Origin of the sequence: Variovorax sp. CF079, assembly GCF_900101545.1 — a bacterium.
Classification (GTDB): domain Bacteria; phylum Pseudomonadota; class Gammaproteobacteria; order Burkholderiales; family Burkholderiaceae_C; genus Variovorax.
The window spans coordinates 143449-160181 of the sequence record NZ_FMZU01000005.1 but is presented as its reverse complement, the minus strand read 5'-3'; the positions used below and the strand labels follow the sequence as shown (position 1 = coordinate 160181).

Sequence of the window (16733 nt, the reverse complement as noted above, 5' to 3'; positions counted from 1 at the left end):
GCGTTACATTGCGGCGCATGTCGAAGCTCGCGAAATTCGGCGCCGTGCTGATGTTCCTCGCTCCCCTGCTGCTCGGCGGCTGTGCCACGCTGCCCGCACCGGTGCCGGGCGTGCCGACGCACGCGATCACCGACGTCGCAGATACGCACCTGGCGCAGCTCGCTGCAAACGCTGCCCCGGCTGGGCAGTCCGGCTCCTCGGGCTTTCGCCTGCTGCCCGAAGCGCCCTTCGCCTTCGATGCGCGCATCTCGCTGGCCCGCCATGCCCGGAAGTCGCTGGACGTGCAGTACTACCTGATCCACAACGACGAAGTGGGCCTCTTCTTCCTGCGCGAGCTGCGCGACGCGGCCGCGCGCGGTGTGCGCGTGCGCCTCTTGATGGACGACCTCTACACGGGCGGCCAGGACGAGCTGCTCCTCGCGCTGGCCGCGCACCCGAACGTCGAAGTGCGGCTGTTCAATCCACTGCCTTCACGCGGTGGGTCGCTGGTCATGCGGGTCCTGTTCTCGCTGCATGAATTCGGCCGCATCAACCACCGCATGCACAACAAGCAGCTGGTGGCCGACAACAGCTTCGCGGTCTCGGGCGGCCGCAACATCGCGAGCGAATACTTCATGCGCAGCACGTCTGCGAATTTCATCGACGTGGACCTGCTGTCCTGCGGACCGATCGTGCGCGAGATGTCCGACGCCTTCGACCGCTACTGGAACAGCGAGCAGGTGCGGCCGATCGGCAACGTGGTGCCGGGCGCGATGCCGCCCGAGCTTGCCCGGCGCCGTTTCGACGAGCTCGCAAGCGCGGCCGCGCCCGATGTGCCCCTGCGCCCGCGCGACGTGCTGGACCGCAGCGCCGTCGGCCAGCAGCTCGAGGCGGGCGCGCTCGACCTTTACTGGGCCAGCGCGCAACTGTTCGCCGACGATCCGGCCAAGATCACGCGCGCGAGCAGCGAAGAAGCCTATCGCGGCAGCGTGAACGAAGGCGCGCTCGGCGTGGTGAATTCGGCACGCAAAGGGGTGATGATCGTGTCGCCGTACTTCATTCCCGGCGAGCGTGGCATGGCGATGATGAAGACGGCGATGGCGCGGGGCGGACGCATCGAGCTCGTCACCAACTCGCTGGGCGCCACCGACGAACCGTTGGTCTACGCGGGCTACGCGCGCTACCGCGCCGACATGCTCAGGATCGGTGTGACCATTCGCGAGATCGGGCCGGTGCTCAGCGGAAAGTCCGGCCGCTTCGGCGATTTCGGCAAGTCGATCAGCCGGCTGCATGCCAAGCTGGCGGTGATCGACGACAACCGCCTCTTCATCGGCTCCATGAACCTGGACCGCCGCTCGTCCTCGGTCAATACCGAGACGGGCTTGGTCGTCAACAGCGCCGAGCTGGTCGCGGACTTCAGGCGGCTCCTGTCAGGCACGCGGACCAACATCTCGTACCGGCTCCGACTCGCACCCGACGGCCAGCACGTGCAGTGGCTCGAGTACGACGAGGCCGGCAAGGACATCGTCCATGATGACGAGCCGGGCGGCTACTTTTGGCTGCGCTTCCAGAACTGGATGTTGTTGCCGCTGGTGGGCGAAGAGCTGTTGTAAGGAGTGCCATGAATCTCAGCCGTCGAGACCTCAATCGTGCCGCCCTGTGGCTTGCGCTCGCCGGCTGCGCTGCACCGCTGGCCGCCTGCGCGCAGGCCGCGCCGCGCTGGCGCTCGAACCCCTTCACGCTCGGGGTCGCGAGCGGCCAGCCGCGGCCGGACAGCGTCGTGCTCTGGACCCGGCTGATGCCGGATGCCGAAGATGAATCGGCCCGCAATGCCATGCCGGCCTGCACCGTGCGCTACGAGATCTACGGCGACGCCGCGCTGCAACGCCTGGTCATGCAAGGCGAGGTCGTGACCGATGCCTCGCGCGCCTTCAGCGTGCACGTCCACGCGCAGGGCCTGGCGCCGCAGCGCGACTACTGGTATCGCTTCAGCTGCGGCGACGCGCAAAGTCCGGTGGGCCGCACGCGCACCGCGCCGGCGCCGGATGCGGATGTGCGGCGGCTGCGCTTCGCGCTCGCCTCCTGCCAGAACTACGAGCATGGCTTCTATGCCGCGCACCGCGAGATCGCCGGGCGCGAGCTGGACTTCGTGCTCTTCGTCGGCGACTACATCTACGAGGGCAGCAGCACGGCCCCCGAAATGCGCCGGCACGGCGCGCCCATACCGCACACGCTGGGGGCCTACCGCGAGCGCCATGCGCTCTACAAGCGCGATGCGGACCTGCAGGCGGCGCATGCCGCGCATCCGTGGATCCTGACCTGGGACGACCACGAGGTGGTCAACGACTATGCCGACGATCGCGACCCGGCCTATACCGAGCCCGCACTTTTCCTGGCCCGCCGCGCCGCGGCCTACCGGGCCTATTTCGAGCACATGCCGCTCGCGCTGCCGCCGCAGGGCGCGGCGATGCGCATCCACGACCGCTATGCCTGGGGCCGGTTGGCCGAGCTCTGGACGCTGGACTGCCGCCAGTACCGCAGCCACCATGCCTGCGCCGATCCGGCCCGTGATTCCGGCCGTGGGGTGATCGGCTGCGCGGAGCTCGCGGACCCCGCGCGCACCATGCTCGGCGCCGAGCAGTCGCAATGGTTCGCGCAGGGCCTGGCCGGTTCGAGGCGGCAGTGGAAGCTTTTCGGCCAATCCACCCAGATGAGCCCCACTGGCCTCGAGACGCCGCAGGGCCGCCAGACCTGGACCGACGGCTGGGACGGCTATCCCGAAGCGCGCCGGCGCCTGTTTCAGGGCGTCGCCGACGCGGGCGTCAAGGATGTGGTGGCGCTGGGCGGCGACGTGCACCGCTACGTCGCCGCCAATCTGCGCGTGCAGCCGAACGATCCCGGCTCGCCGGTGGTCGCGAGCGAATTCGTGGGCGGTTCGATCAGCTCGCGCGGCGCGAGCCAGGCTGCGATGGCGCGCATGCGGCGCGACAACCCGGACGTCGTGCATGCCCGCGGCGACGAGCGAGGCTATGCGCTGATGGAGCTCACGCCCGAGGCGATGCAGTGCGAATTCCGCGCGACCGCGTATCCGGTAGCGTCCGATGCGAGCTTCCACACGCAGGCGCGCTTTGCGGTCGAGGCCGGTCTGGCCGGGGTGCTGCCAGCCTAGATTCTTTCAGCGACGCGGCACTTCGATCAGCAAATCGGGCCTGAAGCCCTCCTGTTCGCCCTTGCCCATGTACCCCAGCGGGTTCGCGACCACGCGGCAGCCGTTCTTCACGTAGTCAAAGGCATGGTGAAGATGCCCGTGCAGCCAGAAGTCGGCGCTCGGCAGCAGCTCATCGAGCGAATTGCAGAAACCTGCCGTTCCCGGACTCAGGCCGTAGCGCGGATCGGCGCTCGCCAGCGTGGGTGCAAAGTGCGTGATCGCCACGGTGGGGCCGTCGAAGGGTTGGGCGAGCGCGCTGCGCAGCCACGCTTGGCACGTCAGTGAGTGCTCTCTCAGTGCGTCTGCCAGGAAGATCTCGCCCGAGCGCAAGGTGGCGGCTTTCTCGAGGTAGAAGTTCGCCGCGCGCATCGCCTTGCCGCGTTTCCTGAGCGCCTCGGTCATGGTGTCGGCCGGTTCGACCAGCGCATCGAAGTCGGCCCACAGCGTGGTGCCGATGAAGCGCACGCCCTCGATGACGCGGCTTTCGCGCTCCAGCCACAGGATGTCCAGCGCTTCGCAGAGTTCGCGCAGGCGGGCATGAACCGTGTCGAAATCGGCGTTGTCGTATTCGTGATTGCCCGGAACGTAGAGCACCGGCATCGGCCAGCCATGGCGAGGCGAAAAGCGGGTCAGCCCGAAATCGGGCTCGATGATGCGTGTTCCGGGCTGATAGGAGCCGATATCGCCCGCAAGAACCAGCAGATCGGCGCCCGGCGCGGGTGCAATCTGGAGCTGGGGATGCACTTCCAGGTGCAGGTCCGAGAGCAGCTGAAGCTTCATGGCGCGCCAGTCTAGGCGAATATCCTCATGCGTAACGCGCATGAGAAGGGACTGGAAATACTGGGGAAAACCCTTAATCTTGGTTCCATCACCACTCCAACGCCGGCTCGGGCCGTGCACCATCATGTTCAGCCTTGTTGCCCAAGTGGCACGTTTCTTCCGTTTCGACACCATCGAAGTCCCCGCCAGCCCGGCCGCCGCGCTGATGGAAAGCGCCGACCATAGCGCCGGCGTCGACGCCCATCACGCCCAGGAACTGCGCGCCGCCGCCAGCGCCTGGCTAAGCGTCGTCCGCTGAGCCAGCAAAGGCCGCCTCGGCGGAGCGCAGCAGCGCCTGCCGCAGCCATTCGTGCGCATGGCCGTGCTGCGCCCGCCGGTGCCAGATCGCATCGACGTGCACCAGCGGTTGCTGGAAGGGCAGTTCGCGCAGGACCAGCTGCTCGTCGATGCCCGTGACCTTGACGAAGTGGCGCGGCAGGACCGTCAGCAGATTCGAGTTGGCGACCACCCGTCCGGCAGTGAAGAACTGGTTGACCGTGACCACGATGCGCCGCTCCCGTCCCAGCGCGCCCAGCGTCTGGTCAATGAAGCCGTAGGGTCGGCCGGAGAAGCTCACCAACAGGTGGCGTGCGGCGCAGAAGCTGTCGAGCGTCAGGGGCGCCCGCGCCAGCGGATGGCCGCGCCGCATCACGCAGACATATTCTCCGACGTAGAGCCGCTGCGTCTCGAAAGGCACCGCGGCATCGGACTGGCCGCGTGCCGCCAGGCTGGCGATCACGGCCGGGAAGTAGCCGATCGCCATGTCCACCTCTTCGTTCTCCAGCATGCGCCGGGGATCGCGGGTGGTCAGCGGCAGCACGCGCAGCGAGACGGCGGGCGCTTCCTTTTCGACGATCTGCACCAGGCCGGGGATCAGTTCGGCGGCCGTGGCGTCGGCCATGGCCAGCAGGAAGGTGGTGTCGGCAATGCCGGCATCGAATTCGCCCGGCGCCAGCGTGTGCTGCAGCTGCCGCAGGGCGTCGCGCACGGTCGGCCACAGCGCCAGCGCGCGCGGCGTGGGCTCCACGCCGCTGCCCGAACGGCGCACCAGCTCGTCGCCGAGCGTCTCGCGCAGGCGGCGCAGCGCATTGCTGACGGCCGGCTGGGTGATCGAGAGATTGCGCGCCGCGCGCGTGAGGTTGCGCTCCGCCATCACCTCGTCGAAGACGCGGAGCAGGTTGAGGTCGAGCGTGCGGAAGTTGACGTCCATCAGTCATGTGAATGATAGGCATCACGAAGATAAAGTGGTGGAACATTAGGGAAACTACTAATATCACCCCATCGGCTTCAGCCTTTCGTCCTTTTGGAGGGACTTCATCATGACCAGCTTTGTTCACGTAGACCAACCGGCCACTCACCCGGGCGTCGCCCGCGCCGAGGCCGTGATCGACCACATTCGCGTCGCACGCCGCAGCTTCGACGGTGCCCGCGGCCTGGCAGCGCTGCTGCTGGCCGCCATCGTCGCGTCCCTGCTCGTGGTGGCGGACAAGCTCATGTCGACCTGGAACGACGGCGGCCTGCTCGTCGCCTGGCTCGTGCTCTGGGGCGTGGCGTTCGCCGCCATCGCGTTCTTCGCCGGTACCGCACGCAGCCTGGCCGTCCGTGCCCTGTCTGCCATGCGCGCCGCAGCTCGCCGCCGTGCCGCGGCCCGCGCCGACGAGCAGTTCATGGCCTATGCGAAGCTCGATCCGCGCATTCTTCGCGACCTGCAGGCGATCGCTTCGCGCCAGGAAGCGGACACGGTCGAAGAGCCGGTGCTCGCCAAGCGCTCCGCCGATGCTGCGACGCCGACGCTCTACCAGGCGATGCGCCGCGTGAACCTCGGCCAGTACTACTGATCTTCTTTAACCTGAAAAAAAGCCGCCCTCGGGCGGCTTTTTTTTGGGGCGAGCGCAGCGATCAGGCTGCCAGGCGCTGCTCGATGGCGGCCTTGGTAGCCGACAGCTCCTTCGGCAGGTGGTGCGCCAGCTGCCGGAACAGCTCGGCATGCAGCTTCAGCTCGGCCTGCCAGGCGGCCTTGTCGATGTGGGTGACGGTGTCGAACTGCTCGGCGCTGAAGTCCAGGCCGGTCCAGTTGAGATCCTCGTAGCGCGGGCTGACGCCGAACACATGCTCGGTGCCCTCGGCCTTGTGCTCGATGCGGTCGATCATCCACTTCAGGACGCGCATGTTCTCGCCGTAGCCGGGCCAGACGAACTTGCCGTCCTCGCCCTTGCGGAACCAGTTGGTGGTGTAGATCTTCGGCAGCTGCGCGCCCAGGGCTTCGAGCTTCTTGCCGAGGTCCAGCCAGTGCTGGAAGTAGTCGCTCATGTTGTAGCCGGCGAAGGGCAGCATCGCGAACGGATCGCGCCGCACCACGCCCTGTTTGCCGCCGGCCGCGGCGGTGGTTTCCGAACCCATCGTGGCAGCCATGTAGACGCCTTCGACCCAGTTGCGGGCCTCGGTCACGAGCGGCACGGTGGTGGAGCGCCGGCCGCCGAAGATGAAGGCGTCGATCGCCACGCCCTTCGGGTCGTCCCAGGCGTCGTCGAGCGCCGGGTTGTTGATTGCCGCGACCGTGAAGCGGGCGTTCGGATGCGCGGCCTTGGCGCCGGTCTCTTTCGCGATGGCCGGCGTCCAGTCATTGCCCTGCCAGTCGATGGCATGCGCCGGGGCTTCCTCGGTCATGCCTTCCCACCAGACGTCACCGTCGTCGGTCAGCGCCACGTTGGTGAAGATCACGTCGCGGTCCAGGCTGGCCATGCAGTTCGGGTTGGTCTGGATGTTGGTGCCGGGCGCGACGCCGAAATAGCCCGCCTCGGGGTTGATCGCGTGCAGCTTGCCGTCGGCGCCCGGCTTGATCCAGGCGATGTCATCGCCGATGGTCGTGACCTTCCAGCCTTCGAAGCCGGCCGGCGGGATCAGCATCGCGAAGTTGGTCTTGCCACAGGCGCTGGGGAAGGCGGCGGCCACGTGGTACTTCTTGCCCTCGGGGTTGGTCACGCCGAGGATCAGCATGTGCTCCGCGAGCCAGCCTTCGTCGCGGCCCATGTTCGAGGCGATGCGCAGCGCGAAGCACTTCTTGCCCAGGAGCGCGTTGCCGCCATAACCCGAGCCATAGCTCCAGATCTCGCGCGTGGCGGGGTAGTGGACGATGTACTTGGTCTTGTTGCAGGGCCAGGCCACGTCCTTCTCACCGGGCTCGAGCGGCGCGCCCACCGTGTGCACGCAGGGCACGAATTCGCCGTCGGCGCCGAGCACGTCGTACACGGCACGGCCCATGCGGGTCATGATCTTCATGTTGACCGCCACGTAAGGGCTGTCGGACAGCTCGATGCCGACGTGCGCGATCGGCGAGCCCAGCGGTCCCATGCTGAAGGGCACGACGTACATCGTGCGGCCTTTCATGCAGCCGTCGAACAGCGGTTGCAGGGTGGCACGCATTTCCGCCGGCGCCATCCAGTTGTTGGTGGGGCCGGCGTCTTCCTTCTTCTCGGAGCAGATGAAGGTGCGGTCTTCGACGCGGGCGACATCGCTCGGATCGGAACTCGCGAGGAAGGAGTTGGGGCGCTTGGCGGGGTTGAGCTTCTTGAAGGTGCCGGCGTCGACCAGGCGCTGGCAGAGCCGGTCGTACTCTTCGGTGCTGCCGTCGCACCAGTGAATGGCCTCGGGTTTGCACAGCGCGGCCATGTCGGCCACCCAGGCGATCAGCTTCGCATTCCTGACATACGAGGGCGCCTGTACGGTCAAACCCTTGAGAGGTGCGTTCATCAATGTGTCTCCTAAGTTGAAAAATCGTCTTTCCGAACGGGGCTCGGTGCCTGGAACAGGCGAGGTCCGTTGGAAAAAACGTTTCCCGTCTCGGGAGGCGAGGATCGATGCGGCCGGGTGGGCTCGTGCATCCTCGGTGGGCGGGGCGGCGCTCGGTGTCCGCCGGCGCCGCAGCCGGATGTCAGGCCATATAGACGGCGATGGATGCCAAAAGCAGCATCAGCACGCCGCCGGCCACCGGCAGGACAAGGGGCATCAGATGAACGATTGATTCGACGGCGTCGTTCTCGACGACGGCGTCTTGGCCGGGTTCGACAGGCGTTGGGTTGGACATCGTTGTTCCTTGGGTTCGCAAAACTGAGGCCATTTTACCGACTGGCCTGCGGATGGCCATCTAGGGGCTTGCCAGAGCTTTCAGCGCTGCTCGGCCGCTTCGAAACCGGCATCCCGCAACGCGTCGAGCACCGCCGACAGGTGGGGGCGCCCGCGGGTCTGCAGCACCAGTTCGATCTCGACGTTCTGCGCCGCCAGCATGGTGAAGGCGCGCTGGTGATGCACCTCATCGACGTTGGCGCCCGCTTCCGCCACAGTGGCCGTGATCTGGGCCAGGGAGCCGGGCACGTCGCGCGCGCTGACGCGCACGCGCGCGAGCCGGCCGGCCCGGACCATGCCGCGCTCAATGATCGCGGCCAGCAGCAGCGGGTCGATGTTGCCGCCCGAGAGCACCAGCCCGACCCGCTTGCCCTTGAAGCGCTCCGGATGCCGGATCAGCGCGGCCAGCCCGGCGGCACCGGCGCCTTCGACCAGCGTCTTCTCGATTTCGAGCAGCATCAGCACGGCCTGCTCGATGTCGCCCTCGTCGACCAACAGCAGGTCGTCGACCTGGGAGGCGATGATCTCCCGCGTCAGCACGCCGGGCGTGCCCACGGCGATGCCCTCGGCGATGGTGCTCGTGCCCTGGACGTGCTGCGTACCCTGAACGGCGTTGACCATCGCCGGAAAGCGCCGGGTCTGGACGCCGACGATCTCGATCCCCGGCTTGCGCGCCCGCGCCGCCAGCGCCATGCCGGCGATCAGGCCGCCGCCGCCGACCGAGACCACCAGCGTGTCGAGATCGGGCACTGCATCGAGCATCTCGAGCGCCACCGTGCCTTGCCCGGCAATGATCGCTTCGTCGTCGTAAGGATGGACGAAGGCCAGGCCTTCGCGCTCCGCAAGCGCCAGCGCGTGGGCGCGCGCCGCGTCCAGGGTGTCGCCGTGCAGTTCGATCTCGGCGCCGAAGCCGCGCGTGCGCTCGATCTTCACGCCCGGCGTGAAGCGCGGCATCACGATCAGCGCCCGGAGGCCGAGGCGCTGCGCGTGATAGGCCACGCCCTGGGCGTGGTTGCCGGCCGACATGGCGATCACGCCATGGGTGCCGGCCAGGGACAGGTCGACCAGCTTGTTGCAGGCGCCGCGTTCCTTGAACGACGACGTGAACTGCAGGTTCTCGAATTTGAGGAACACCTGCGCGCCGACGATTTCGGAAAGAGTGCGCGATTCCACGCAGGGCGTATTGAGCACTTGCCCGCGCAGGCGCACGGCGGCGCGTTCGATGTCTTCGATTCCAAGCATGGGCGGCATTGTGGCCGGATTCGCAACATCAGGGTTTTTACCGTTCCCGAGTCTTCCCCAAGCCAAAACTCTGCGCTATGGTCGCGCTCAGGTTCTCATTCTCCTAGCGTGAGGTTGTTCGATGGTCAAGCGTTCCGGGGTCGACGTGGTAGCGGCTGCTTCGCGCGGGCACGCATTGCCGTCGCCCGGGCTCAAGGAAGCGCCCGTGCTCGAGCTCATGTGCTCGCATTTCGTGCTCACGCTGGCGGCCAAGCAGGGCCCGCGCTTCAACGTGCGGCGCGACCTCAACGGCCTTCTTTCGCTCACCGGCCGGCACCTGGTGTGGCCGGCGCCGGTGCTCTTGCGCCTGCGCGAGTTCCTGGGGCGCCGCTGCGCGGGCAATGAGATCTGGAAGGGCGTCGAGAACTTCGACGGCCGCACGCTGCTCGAGCGCCACGGTGTCTGGCGCGGCCCTTATGAAGAAGGCACGCTGTTCTTCTACCTCGACGAATACGCCAAGGACCAGCCGAAGGACCTGCTCTCGGTGCTCTCGGTCACGCGCGACTGGCTCACGCATGCGCTGCGCAAGCAGTCGACCCTGGTCGAGAAGAACATCGACGCGCTCGCCGGCCTGCTGCAGCTCAACAAGGCCGAGCGCGCGCTGCTGCTCTACGGCACGCTGGCGCGCTACCAGCGCGACCTGCGCTCACTGCTGGTCGAGTTCAAGGTCAACAACGCGCCCGAGGCCTACGCCGCGATCGCCGAGGTGGCCGGCGTCAATGCCAGCGATGTGGGCGAAGCGCTGCGCGCGGGCTCGCGGCTCGAGCGCATTGGCCTGGTCGAGAACCTGATCTCCGAGCACAACATCACCGACCTGGCCGACCTGATGAAGGTCAGCGAGAAGCTGCCGCCGGTGCTGATGCGCGAATACCGCGACCACAACGAGCTGATGGCCGTGTTCACGCGACCGTCCGCGAAGAGCGCGCTGTCGGTGCAGGACTTCGCCTTCGTCCAGGACGACGCGCAGATGCTGGTCACCTTGCTGTGCGCCGCGGTGGCGCGCAAGGAGGCCGGCGTCAACGTACTGCTCTACGGCCCGCCCGGCACCGGCAAGACCGAGCTCGCCAAGGTGGTCGCGCAGGCGGCGGGGCTCGAGCTTTTCGAGGTCGAGTACGCCGATCGCGACGGCAACTCGCTGTCGGGCCGCGACCGCTACCGTTCGCTGCAGATCGCACAGGTCTTTCTCAAGGGCAGCGCGCAGGCGGCGCTCTTGTTCGACGAGGTCGAAGACGTGTTCCCGCCGATCAGCACCGAGGCCGCCCAGCTCATGGCGCGCGCCGAGCAGGTGCCCGCCCCGGCCAGCGGCAGCGTGAGCGGCAAGGCCTGGGTCAACCAGATCCTGGAATCGAATGCGGTGCCCACGCTGTGGGTGACCAACCGCATCGAGCAGATCGATCCGGCCTTCCGGCGCCGCTTCGCCTACCACCTCGAGCTCAAGTCGCCGCCGCCCGGCGCGCGCGAGCAGCTGGTTCGCAAGACGCTCGAAGGCGTTTCGGTGTCCGAGGCCTTCACCGCCAAGCTGGCCGGCCGCAAGGGCCTGACGCCGGCGCAGATCCGCACCGCGGTGCGCTTCGCCGGCCTGGCCATGACCGAAGGCGCGTCAGTCGAAAGCCTGATCGAGCGGCAGCTGCGCAATGCCGATCTCGCCCTGGGCACGCCCGACGCCCTCGGCGCGCGCCGCAGCGTGACCACCTACGACCTCGGCATGCTCAACGTCGAGACCCGCTTCGAGATCCCACGCATCGTCGAGGCGCTCAAGGCGCGCGGCCACGGCACGCTGTGCTTCTACGGCGCGCCCGGCACCGGCAAGACCGCGCTGGCCGAACACATCGCCAAGACCATCGGCCGCCCGCTGATCATTCGGCAGGCGAGCGACCTGATGAGCAAGTACGTCGGCGAGACCGAGCAGAACATGGCGGCCATGTTCAAGGAAGCCGAAGCCGAGAAGGCGATCCTGTTGCTCGATGAGGCCGACAGTTTTCTGCAGGACCGCCGCGGCGCGCAGCGCACCTACGAAGTGACCGAGGTCAACGAGATGCTGCAGGGCATGGAGCGCTTCGACGGCATCTTCGTCTGCACCACCAACCTGCTCGACCGCATCGACCAGGCGGCGCTGCGCCGCTTCACCTTCAAGATCAAGTTCATGCCGCTGACCGGCGAGCAGCGCGAGCGCATGTTCGTCACCGAGGCGCTGGGTGGCGACGCGACCCGCATGACGAGCGAGATCACGCGGCGGCTGGCCCGCCTCCCGCAGCTTTGTCCGGGCGATTTCGCGGCCGTGAAACGCCAGACGGATATTCTTGCGGTTGAGTTTTCGGCCGCCGAGTTTCTCGATCAGCTCGATGCCGAGCACCGGATCAAGCCCGAAGTGCGCGAATCGCGCGGCATCGGCTTCGTCCAATAAGCAAGACCAACGCAATAGCCGCGCCGGGCACCGGCGCGCGAGGGAGAGCTTCATGAGGGTTGTACTGCCCATGCGCGCAGCGCTGGCCATGCTCGTGGCCGCGGCCGCGCTCACGGCCTGCGGAGGCGGCGGCGGTGGGGGCGGCGGTGGATTGCCGCTGGCCATGGCGCCGACGCCTGCGGCTTCCGGCGACGAGCCCATCGTCGCGTCCTCCAGCGTCGCCGGCCAGTGCGCGGCTCCGCGCACCGGCGTCGACCCCGACACCGGCGCCGCCTTCCCGGATCAGCTCGGCACCCTCGCCGCCGAGAAGCGCTGGGTGCGCGGATGGATCGACGAAACCTACCTCTGGTTCGACGAGGTGCCGACCACGCTGGTCGCCGGCGACTACGCCACGCCGATTACCTACTTCAACGTGCTCAAGACGCCCAAGCTCACGGCGGCCGGCCGCGCCAAGGACCGCTTCCATTTCACGCAGGACACTGCCGCCTACCGCGCCTTGTCGCAGAACGGCGTCGGCGTGGGCTATGGCGCCGAGCTGGCTTTTCTGAGCGCCTCGCCGCCGCGCGACGTGCGCGTGGCCTACACCGAGCCCGGTTCGCCCGCGGCGCAAGCCGCAATCGTGCGCGGCACGCGGCTCATCGAAATCGATGGCGTCGATCTGGTGAGCGGCACCGACACCGCCACGCTCAATGCCGGCCTCGCGCCGGCGCGCGAAGGCGAGGCGCACAACTTCAAGCTGCGGGCGCCCGACGGCAGCGAGCGCACGTTGACGCTGACCGCGGCGCGCATCACGCGTACACCGGTGCAGAACGTGAAGACCATCGCCACGGCGAGCGGCCCGGTCGGCTACCTGCTCTTCAACGACCACCTCGCAACGGCCGAAGCGCCGCTGGTCGCGGCCGTGAATCAGCTCAAGAGCGCCGGCATCGCCGACCTGGTGATCGACATGCGCTACAACGGCGGCGGCTTGCTCGACATCGCCAGCGAGCTGGCTTCCATGGTCAGCTCGGGCGCAGCGACCACCGGCGCCGTGTTCGAGCGCCTGCAGTTCAACAACAAGAACCCCTTCAACCTGGCGCCTTCGCAGGCCACCCTGCCTTTCCACGCGACTTCGCGCGGCTTCTCGGTGCCGGCGGGCCAGGCCTTGCCGCGGCTGGGCCTGTCGCGCGTCACCGTGCTGGCGGGCCCCGACACCTGCTCCGCCAGCGAATCGGTGGTCAACGGCCTGCGAGGCATCGGCGTCACCGTGAACCTGGTCGGCGGCACCACATGCGGCAAGCCCTACGGCTTCTTCCCGCAGGACAACTGCGGCACCACCTACTTCGCGATCCAGTTCCAGGGCGTGAACCAGCAGGGCTTCGGCGACTACAGCGACGGCTTCGCGCCCGCCTGCGTGGTCGCCGACGATTTCGGCCATGCGCTCGGCGATCCGGCGGAGGCGCGGCTCGCGGCCGCGCTGGCGCTGCGCAGCGGCGGCGCCTGTCCTGCGCCGGTTTCATCGAACAAGGAAGAGATGGCGCTGCGCAAGGCCGAGGCGGCCGGCCAGCCCTACCTGGTGCGCTCGCCGGCGCGTGAAAGCCGGCTGCTGGCGCGGCCCTAGAACGCCGCGCAGACCCGCAGCACGTCCGACCCGTAGGCTTCCAGCTTCTTGCTGCCGATCCCGCTGATGCCCTGCAGGTCCTCGAGCGTGGCCGGCGCGCGCTCGGCGATGGCGGCGAGCGTGGCGTCGTGGAAGATCACGTAGGCCGGCAGGTTGTGCTCGCGCGCCACCTCGGCGCGCCAGGCCTTGAGTGCTGCGAAGCGTGCCTGGCCGGTCGCATCGAGCGTGGCCGCGGCCGGCGAGGGCGCGCCGCGCGCGGTTTTCTCGCGCCGCGGCTTGCGCTCGGCCGGCGATGACACCGACTCGCGCAGCAGCACCTGCGTCTCGCCCTTGAGCACGGCGCGCGAGCCCTCGGTGAGCTGCAGCGTGTTGTAGGCCTGCGCATCGACGGCCAGCGCGCCGGTCGCGATCAGCTGGCGCAGCACGCCGCGCAGCTGCGCCTCGCTGAACTCGCTGCCGATGCCGAAGGTGCTGAGCGAGCCATGGCCGAACTGCGTGACCTTCTCGGTCGTCTTGCCGCGCAGGATGTCCATGATGTGGCCGGCGCCGAAGCTGATGCCGCTTTGCTGCTGCACGCGGTAGATGGTGGACAGCAGCTTGCGCGCCGCATCCGTGCCGTCCCACACCTGCGGCGGGTTCAAGCAGTTGTCGCAATTCCCGCATGTGGCCCCCACGCTCGGCACTTCGTGTCCTCGCGGCCCCCCGAGGGGGCCGCGGCCGCCTTGGGGCGGCCCGGCGTCGGCCGAGGCGCGCTGGTAGCTCTCCCCGAAATAGCCGAGCAGCCGCACGCGCCGGCAATCGCTGGCCTCGGCCAGCGAGAGCAGCGCATCGAGCTTGCCGCGCATCACCTGCTTGAACTCCTCGCCGGCCGGACTCTCGTCGATCATGCGGCGCTGATTCACCACGTCCTGCAGGCCGTAGGCCATCCAGGCGTCGGCTGCTGCGCCGTCGCGGCCGGCGCGGCCGGTCTCCTGGTAGTAGCCCTCGATGTTCTTCGGCATGTCGAGGTGGGCGACGAAACGCACGTCAGGCTTGTCGATGCCCATGCCGAAGGCGATGGTCGCGACCATCACGATGCCTTCGTCGCGAAGGAACTGGTCCTGGTGCTTCTGGCGCACGGCGGCATCCAGGCCCGCGTGGTAGGGCAGGGCGTTGGTGCCCGCATCGCGCAGCGTCTGGGCCACGTCTTCCACGCGCTTTCTCGACTGGCAATAGACCACGCCTGCATCGCCTTCGTGCTCGCGCTCGATGAAGCGCAGCAACTGCGTGGTCGCGTCCTTCTTCTCGACGATGGTGTAGCGGATGTTGGGCCGGTCGAAGCTGGAGACGAACTGGCGCGCCTCTTCGAGCTGCAGCCGCTCGACGATGTCGGCGCGCGTCAGCGCATCGGCCGTGGCGGTGAGCGCGATGCGCGGCACGCCGGGATAGCGCTCGTGCAGCACCGTCAGCGCGCGGTACTCGGGCCGGAAGTCGTGGCCCCACTGGCTCACGCAATGCGCCTCGTCGATCGCGAACAGCGAGAGCTTGCCGCGCTCCTGCAGCGAATCGAGCTGCGAGATAAAGCGCGGCGTCGTCACGCGCTCGGGCGCCGCGTAGAGCAGCGTGATCTCGCCGCGCAGCATGCGGCGCTCCACGTCCTGCGTCTGCTCCCAGTCGAGCGTGGAGTTGAGAAAGGCCGCGTCGACGCCGGCTTCGTGCAGCGCACCGACCTGATCGTGCATCAGCGCGATCAGCGGCGACACCACCACCGTCACGCCGCGGCCTGCGCGCTGCCGCGCAATGGCCGGGATCTGGTAGCACAGCGACTTGCCGCCGCCCGTGGGCATCAGCACCAGCGCATCGCCGCCGGCCACCGCGTGGTCGACGATCGCCTGCTGCGGGCCGCGGAACTGCGCGTAGCCGAAGACCTCGTGGAGGATCTGCTCCGGCGCGGCGTCAAGTGAATCGGAAGCCAGGGTGGACAAGGGATTGCTGTATTTCTAGGGGCGCCCCGAGGGCCGGGGCTGCATGCGGGGAAACGGACGCGCGCACCTCCCGTGCGCGCGATGGCGATTGTCCACGAAGCGAGGGCGGGCAGCGAGCGGCTTTCCGGCTGGCATGGCGCTTGCGAACAAGGGCGCTATTCGCTGCTGCGCTATCCTGTCTAGACAGCTTTTGGTGCATGAAACCGATTCTGCGCACTGGGAGCGGGCAAAGCCGGGCTTGATCGGGGCCGCAATCCCGGGTTAACCTGTATATACAGGTGCATCGCAGCGAATGAAACTCGGCCCCTTGCCAGCAAACCGTCCCTGCGGACGCTTGCAGCGAGCCGAATTTTTTTCAAATGCAACAGGAGAACCTTGATGGTCAAGACGGTCGGAAAAATCGCCTCGCTGCTGGCGGCGGGCGTGTGTGTCGCTGGCATGGCGGCGAACGCCCACGCGCAGGAAACCAAGATCGCCCTCGGCATGTCCGGCTGGACCGGCTTCGCGCCGCTCACGCTGGCTGACAAGGCCGGCATCTTCAAGAAGAACGGGCTGGACGTCGAGATCAAGATGATCCCGCAGAAGGACCGCCATCTGGCGCTTGCCTCGGGCGCGATCCAGTGCGCGGCCACGACGGTCGAGACCCATGTGGCCTGGAACGCCAACGGCGTGCCGATCGTGCAGATCTTCCAGATGGACAAGTCCTATGGCGCCGACGGCCTGGCCGTGCGCAACGACGTCAAGAGCTTCGCCGACCTCAAGGGCAAGGCCGTCGGCGTCAGCGCGCCGGGCACCGCGCCGTACTTCGGCCTGGCCTGGATGCTCAACAAGAACGGCATGACGATGAAGGACGTCAAGCTGGTCTCGCTCGAGCCGCAGCCCGCTGCGCAGGCCTTCGTGGCCGGCCAGAACGATGCCGCGATGACCTACGAGCCCTACCTCTCAACCGTGCGCGCCAACCCTGCGGCCGGCAAGATCCTCGCCACCACGCTCGACTACCCGATGGTGATGGACACGGTGGGCTGCGCGCCGACCTGGCTCAAGGCCAACGCCAAGGCAGCCCAGGCTCTGACCAACTCGTACTTCGAAGCCATCGAGATGATCAAGGCCGACCCGGCCAAGTCGAACGAGATCATGGGCGCGGCCGTCAAGCAGACCGGCGAGCAGTTCGCCAAGTCCTCGGCCTATCTGCGCTGGTCGGACAAGGCGGCCAACCAGAAGTTCTTCGCCAGCGAGATCACGCCCTTCATGAAGGACGCCCAAGCCATCCTGCTGGAGGCCGGCGTGATCCGCAAGGCGCCCGAGGATCTCTCGGTCACCTTCGACACCAGCTTCATCAAGTAAGAGCGAGCAGCA

Annotated in this window: 13 protein-coding genes; 7 read left to right on the top strand and 6 right to left on the bottom strand. The window is 67.8% G+C overall.

The genetic code is table 11. The annotated features are described in order from the left end of the window. Positions 1-17 precede the first annotated feature (17 nt). Both BLS74_RS08255 and BLS74_RS08250 read left to right on the top strand, forming a co-directional pair. Entirely contained in the window at positions 18-1592 is a 1575-nt protein-coding gene (locus BLS74_RS08255) for a phospholipase D family protein (RefSeq protein ID WP_093104401.1), read from the top strand. Between the two features lie 8 nt (positions 1593-1600). Then, positions 1601-3148, top strand: a complete 1548-nt coding sequence (locus BLS74_RS08250; RefSeq protein ID WP_093104400.1) for an alkaline phosphatase D family protein — start codon at positions 1601-1603, stop codon at positions 3146-3148. Positions 3149-3154: 6 nt separating this feature from the next. Here the strand turns inward: BLS74_RS08250 and BLS74_RS08245 are convergent, their stop codons facing one another. After that, positions 3155-3967 carry a metallophosphoesterase gene (locus BLS74_RS08245; protein WP_093104398.1) on the bottom strand — a complete coding sequence of 271 codons (813 nt, stop codon included), beginning with the start codon at positions 3965-3967 and terminating at the stop codon, positions 3155-3157. 124 nt (positions 3968-4091) lie between these two features. On the opposite strand from BLS74_RS08245, the gene BLS74_RS34330 reads away from it, so the two are divergent. Then, positions 4092-4265 (top strand): hypothetical protein, encoded by a 174-nt coding sequence (locus BLS74_RS34330; RefSeq protein ID WP_170855541.1) that lies wholly within the window; start codon positions 4092-4094, stop codon positions 4263-4265. Here the strand turns inward: BLS74_RS34330 and BLS74_RS08240 are convergent. Next, positions 4248-5216, bottom strand: coding sequence for a LysR family transcriptional regulator (locus tag BLS74_RS08240; protein ID WP_093104397.1), 969 nt, complete (start codon positions 5214-5216; stop codon positions 4248-4250). The two genes, BLS74_RS34330 and BLS74_RS08240, sit on opposite strands and share 18 nt — an antisense overlap. A gap of 109 nt (positions 5217-5325) precedes the next feature. On the opposite strand from BLS74_RS08240, the gene BLS74_RS08235 reads away from it, so the two are divergent. After that, positions 5326-5844: a hypothetical protein gene (locus BLS74_RS08235; protein WP_093104395.1), complete on the top strand. Its 519-nt coding sequence runs from the start codon at positions 5326-5328 to the stop codon at positions 5842-5844. A 61-nt stretch (positions 5845-5905) separates the two neighbouring features. On the opposite strand, the gene BLS74_RS08230 is transcribed toward BLS74_RS08235, so the two are convergent. From BLS74_RS08230 to BLS74_RS08225, 3 genes are all read right to left on the bottom strand, one after another. Then, a complete protein-coding gene (locus BLS74_RS08230; RefSeq protein ID WP_093104394.1) occupies positions 5906-7756 on the bottom strand; it encodes a phosphoenolpyruvate carboxykinase (GTP) in 1851 nt (616 codons plus the stop codon). Between the two features lie 181 nt (positions 7757-7937). After that, on the bottom strand, positions 7938-8090 hold the full coding sequence (locus tag BLS74_RS34325; RefSeq protein ID WP_170855540.1) for a hypothetical protein: 153 nt from the start codon (positions 8088-8090) through the stop codon (positions 7938-7940). An 80-nt stretch (positions 8091-8170) separates the two neighbouring features. Next, entirely contained in the window at positions 8171-9370 is a 1200-nt protein-coding gene (locus tag BLS74_RS08225; RefSeq protein ID WP_170855539.1) for a threonine ammonia-lyase, read from the bottom strand. Positions 9371-9491: 121 nt separating this feature from the next. Here BLS74_RS08225 and BLS74_RS08220 point away from each other — a divergent pair, with 121 nt between their 5' ends. Beyond that, on the top strand, positions 9492-11813 hold the full coding sequence (locus BLS74_RS08220; protein WP_093104391.1) for an ATP-binding protein: 2322 nt from the start codon (positions 9492-9494) through the stop codon (positions 11811-11813). Positions 11814-11865: 52 nt separating this feature from the next. Beyond that, positions 11866-13413 carry a S41 family peptidase gene (locus BLS74_RS08215; RefSeq protein ID WP_212733650.1) on the top strand — a complete coding sequence of 516 codons (1548 nt, stop codon included), beginning with the start codon at positions 11866-11868 and terminating at the stop codon, positions 13411-13413. On the opposite strand, the gene BLS74_RS08210 is transcribed toward BLS74_RS08215, so the two are convergent. After that, positions 13410-15377, bottom strand: coding sequence for a RecQ family ATP-dependent DNA helicase (locus tag BLS74_RS08210; RefSeq protein ID WP_093104388.1), 1968 nt, complete (start codon positions 15375-15377; stop codon positions 13410-13412). The genes BLS74_RS08215 and BLS74_RS08210 overlap by 4 nt on opposite strands. A gap of 378 nt (positions 15378-15755) precedes the next feature. Between BLS74_RS08210 and BLS74_RS08205 the strand changes: the two genes are divergently transcribed. After that, positions 15756-16721 (top strand): ABC transporter substrate-binding protein, encoded by a 966-nt coding sequence (locus BLS74_RS08205; protein ID WP_093104386.1) that lies wholly within the window; start codon positions 15756-15758, stop codon positions 16719-16721. Positions 16722-16733 lie beyond the last annotated feature (12 nt).